Source organism: Mesorhizobium sp. M4A.F.Ca.ET.090.04.2.1, assembly GCF_003999085.1.
Classification (GTDB): Bacteria; Pseudomonadota; Alphaproteobacteria; order Rhizobiales; family Rhizobiaceae; genus Mesorhizobium.
The window spans coordinates 1-4,185 of record NZ_RZOT01000536.1 but is presented as its reverse complement, the minus strand read 5'-3'; the positions used below and the strand labels follow the sequence as shown (position 1 = coordinate 4,185).

At 66.7% G+C, this 4,185-nt stretch carries 5 protein-coding genes and 1 pseudogene; 4 read left to right on the top strand and 2 right to left on the bottom strand.

All coding sequences use genetic code 11. The features are described 5' to 3' along the window. The 3 genes from EN781_RS27535 to EN781_RS27525 form a co-directional block, all read left to right on the top strand. Positions 1-693 (top strand): efflux RND transporter permease subunit (locus EN781_RS27535; protein ID WP_145965653.1); only part of this gene is annotated, 693 nt, incomplete at its 5' end. A gap of 75 nt (positions 694-768) precedes the next feature. Continuing rightward, positions 769-1,179 carry a hypothetical protein gene (locus EN781_RS27530; RefSeq protein ID WP_126055133.1) on the top strand — a complete coding sequence of 137 codons (411 nt, stop codon included), beginning with the start codon at positions 769-771 and terminating at the stop codon, positions 1,177-1,179. 29 nt (positions 1,180-1,208) lie between these two features. After that, positions 1,209-1,541 (top strand): hypothetical protein, encoded by a 333-nt coding sequence (locus EN781_RS27525; RefSeq protein ID WP_126055134.1) that lies wholly within the window; start codon positions 1,209-1,211, stop codon positions 1,539-1,541. 14 nt (positions 1,542-1,555) lie between these two features. Here EN781_RS27525 and EN781_RS27520 read toward each other — a convergent pair whose 3' ends face one another. Further along, positions 1,556-3,055, bottom strand: coding sequence for a winged helix-turn-helix domain-containing protein (locus EN781_RS27520; protein ID WP_126055135.1), 1,500 nt, complete (start codon positions 3,053-3,055; stop codon positions 1,556-1,558). A 149-nt stretch (positions 3,056-3,204) separates the two neighbouring features. On the opposite strand from EN781_RS27520, the gene EN781_RS27515 reads away from it, so the two are divergent. Further along, entirely contained in the window at positions 3,205-4,038 is an 834-nt protein-coding gene (locus EN781_RS27515) for an AraC family transcriptional regulator (protein ID WP_126055136.1), read from the top strand. On the opposite strand, the pseudogene EN781_RS35550 reads toward EN781_RS27515, so the two are convergent. Then, positions 4,035-4,185 (bottom strand): annotated as a pseudogene (locus tag EN781_RS35550) (MarR family transcriptional regulator); the annotation flags it as partial. The gene EN781_RS27515 and the pseudogene EN781_RS35550 sit on opposite strands and share 4 nt — an antisense overlap.

Genomic DNA, 4,185 nt, shown 5'->3' with positions numbered 1-4,185 from the left:
GTGACCGTCCAGGCCGACGTCGCGCCGGGCAGCGATGCCGTCTCGGTGGCGCGCAAGCTCGGCACGGCGATCGACGCCTTCAAGGCGGAGCTGCCGGCCCGCTATAGCGTCGAGCAGGGCGGCGTCACGGAAGACAGCGCCAAGGCGCAGGCCAGCATCTTCGTGGTCTTCCCGCTGATGCTGTTCATCATGGCGACCGTGCTGATGATCCAGCTGATGAGCTTCCAGCGCCTGGTGCTGGTGCTGCTCACCGCACCGCTGGCGCTGATCGGCGTCGCCGGCGCGCTGCTCATCTCCGGCGCACCGATGGGCTTCGTCGCCATCCTCGGGGTGATGTCGCTGATCGGCATGGTGATCCGCAACTCGGTGATCCTGATCGCGCAGATCGACCAGCATATAGCCGCAGGCGAAGAGCCCTGGGCGGCAGTGATCAGCGCCACGACGCACCGGCTGCGGCCGATCCTGCTGACGGCGGCGGCCGCCATCCTCGGCATGATCCCGATCGCGCCGACCGTATTCTGGGGGCCGATGGCCTATGCGGTGATGGGCGGCCTGATGGTGGCGACGGTGCTGACGCTGGTCTTCCTGCCGACGCTCTACGTCACCTGGTTCGGCATCAAGGCGCCGACCGGAGCGACAGCCGCCACCGAGCCCGCCATGGCTATTGCCGAGCCGCAAGCCATCGCCGCCTGAGGCGGCGACGCGTTCCGACAAGCCACGGCGGAATGCCGCCGTGGCAGCCAAACACGAAACCGAAGGAAAACGACCATGACCCCGTTCTTTGGAAACCTGCTCATCCGCGTCAACGCCTGCTTCCTGATCGTCGCATCGGCCGGCGGGCTCGCCACCGACATTGCCGGCTCCTTCTTCGGGCGCGGCGCCGAAGCCATACTGCTCGCCGACGCACCCGGCACCGGCATCGGCTTCATCGAGGCGCACGGACTGGCCCTGATCATCGGGGCCACGCTCTCGCGCATCGCCTATTCGCGGACCTGGCATGCCTTCCTGGCTGCCGTCCACATGCTGCTCGGAACGGCAAACCTGTTGTTCTGGCAGTTCTTCATCGCCGCCGACGTGCTCGTCGTCGGCTACGTCACAACCGCGGCGCACTTTCTGTTCGTGGTTGCTCACCTCGCGGCTCTGGCGGGCACCGCCCGGCTTGCCGCGTCCCCCCGTTGAACTTCGATCGAGCCTTAAGGAGAGAGAAAATGCGTTTGAAATCCATGACGAAAATTCGTTCGGCCGCGGCCCTGCTCGCCATCGGCATGGCCGCCGTCGAGATCATCGGCGGCACGGTGCCGGCGCTGTCGCTGGTCGGCACGGCCGAGGCCCGCGTCGGCCATCCCTGGACGCCGCGCAGCGCCGCCGGTGTCGCCCGCCGCAATACGACATGGCGGGTGCTGAGGCACACCACTGCCTGGGTCGCGACCTTGCCGGCCGGCTGCGTCCGCACCAAGGTCAACGGCTTCGACGTCTGGCGTTGCGGCGGCACCTACTACCGGGCCTATCAGGGCCGCTACATCGTGGTCGTCGTCGATTGACGATCGGCCTCAGGCTAAACCTCGCCGAGGGCAAGTCGCACGCCTTCGGCGAGATGCTCGGCATCGGCCCGGTTCTCGAAGGGCACGCCGCGCAACGCGTAGTCGAGCGGCGCAAAAGCATCGCCCTCCTCGATGAGGGCGATCTGCCGCCGCGCCCTTTCCATGTCGCCCATCTGGGCATAGCAGGCCGCCAGCCGCGTCCGGATCCAGGGCGCCGGACGCGTGGCCAGCTCCAGCGCTTCCGCCGCCTGCCGGTATTCCCCCATCATGTAGAGCGCCAGCGCACGGTCGAACTGGTACCAGTGCGGGTGCAAGGGATCGATGCGGATGCCGCGCGCCAGCCAGGTCAGCGCCTCCAGCGGCCGGCCGCGCATGGTCAGCAGCATGCCCATCTGCTCGATGCTGTCGGCATCGCAGGGATTGAGCTGCAGCGCGATGCGCATGTGGTGCTCGGCCGCCTCGTGGTCGCGCATGTAGAGGCGGATCAGCGATTGCACGCGGTGGCCGGTCGGCTGGTCCGGCGACAAGGCCAGGCCCTTGTCGGCAAGGTCACGCGCGTTCTGCAGCACCGCGTCGCTGGCGCGGCCGAACTCCCCGTCCAGCGAGCGCGCCAGGGCGAGATAGGTGTAGGCCAGCCCATAATTCGGATCCTTGGCGATGGCCGCCTCGAACAATGCCTCGGCGCCGCGCTGGTCGGTCTGGGCCGGATCGCGCAGCAGCGCAAAACCGCGCAGCAGAAGCTCATAGGCGGCGAGGCTGGTCACCGGCTTGCGTGAGGCCTGTTCCAGCCCGGCATTGGTGACCCGCGTGACCAGCCGGCTGACGATCTGCTCGACGATCTCGCCTCCGGTCGCGAACAGACCAGCGCCCTGCGACTGGTAGCGGTCGCCCCAGAGCTGGCTGGCGGTCGCGATGTCGACCAGGCTGACGGCCACCACGACATGCTCGCCTTGCCGGCGCAGCGACCCTTCGACCAGGTAGTCGGCGCCGATGCGGGCACGGATCTGCGGCCACTCGCCACGGCCGAAGGAGGAGAAGGAAAAGCTCGAATTGCGCGCCAGCACGGTGACTGTACCGAAGCGGGCCACGCCGTTGATCAGATCCTCGGCAAAGCCGTCGACCATCGCTTCGTCGGCCGGATTGCCGCTCTCGTTGCGAAAGCGAACGACCGCCACGATCGGCTGGGAGCTCATCTCGGGCGGGGGTTCCGCCTCCCCGGCAAGCATGTAGCCGCGCTTGGAGACGGTGCGCACCATTTCCTCGCCAAGCACCTTGCGGATTTCGCGCACCGACTGCGTGAGCGAGTCCTCGGTGACGTAGACGCCCGGCCAGACAACGTCCATCAACTCCGCTTTCGGCACGACACGGCCCATGTTTCGGGCAAGATGCGAAAGCAGGGCGTAGGCCTTCGGGCGCAGGAACAGCGGCTCGTTGACGCCGCGCAACGTGCCCATGGCGAGGTCGAGCGTGAACCCGCCAAACCGGTATACCTGATCGGCAGCCGCCGTGGTCATCGGGACGCCCCTTCCCCGGACACTGGATCATGCCGCTTCGATTCCCACATCGACGGGGCATGACCGACGCATTATTGCGCAGTGCGCAATTTGGATCAAACTGACTGTCCGCGCGGGCATTATCGTCGGCCGGCCAAATGCGAGGAACCATGCACCCGACCGAGAAAGCGCTGTGGTTTGTCGAAAGCCATCTGCCGGACGCGATTTCGCTTGACGATGTCGCGCAAAGCAGCGGCGTGTCGCGTTTCCATGTGACGCGCGCGTTCGGCGCCGCCACCGGGCGCTCGGTGATGGGCTACATGCGCGCGCGCCGCCTGAGCGAGGCGGCGCGCAAGCTTGCCGGCGGCGCGCCCGATATTCTTTCGGTCGCGCTCGAAGCTGGCTACGGCTCGCATGAGGCTTTCACCCGCGCCTTCCGCGACCAGTTCGGCACCACGCCGGAACTGGTGCGCGCGCAAGGCTCGACCAACACCCTAGACCTCGTGGAGCCGATCCTGATGGACCAGTCGTTTCTCAGCAATCTCGAACCGCCGCGCTTCGAGACCAGCCGCCCCTTCCTCATCGCCGGGCTCGGCGTACGCTATAGCTGCGAGACAAGCGCCGGCATTCCGATGCTGTGGCAGCGTTTCGGACCCTATATCGGCAACATCCCCGGCGAGACCGGCGACGTCGCCTACGGCGTCTGCGTCAACGGCGACGACGCCGGCAATTTCGACTATGTCGCCGGCGTCGAGGTCGCTGACTTTTCGGAGCTGCCTAAGGAGTTCTTTCGCGTGCGCGTGCCGGCGCAGAAATACGCCGTCTTTGCCCATCGCGAGCACATCTCGACCATCCGCCGCACGGTCAACACGATCTGGAACAAATGGTTGCCGGCCTCCGGGCACGAGGTCGCCGATGCCCCGGAATTCGAGCGCTACGGGCCCGAATTTGATCCGCGCAGCGGCAATGGCGGGCTGGAAATCTGGATACCGGTGAAGGGCTAGAGCGCCAAATTCCAGGTCTGGCCGACCAGATCCTTGCCGAAGGAATGGTGGCGCTCTTCTTCCGCCAGTTCGAAGCCCGCCGCCTGATAGATGCGGCGGGCCGAGACGAGGATGTCGTTGGTCCACAGCGTCAGCGTCCTGTAGCCT

What these genes read in the sequence shown, in the direction of transcription:
- EN781_RS27530 (WP_126055133.1), top strand. Translation starts at nt 769, where the DNA reads ATGACCCCGTTCTTTGGAAACCTGCTCATCCGCGTCAACGCCTGCTTC.
- EN781_RS27525 (WP_126055134.1), top strand. Translation starts at nt 1,209, where the DNA reads ATGCGTTTGAAATCCATGACGAAAATTCGTTCGGCCGCGGCCCTGCTC.
- EN781_RS27520 (WP_126055135.1), bottom strand. Translation starts at nt 3,055, where the DNA reads ATGACCACGGCGGCTGCCGATCAGGTATACCGGTTTGGCGGGTTCACG.
- EN781_RS27515 (WP_126055136.1), top strand. Translation starts at nt 3,205, where the DNA reads ATGCACCCGACCGAGAAAGCGCTGTGGTTTGTCGAAAGCCATCTGCCG.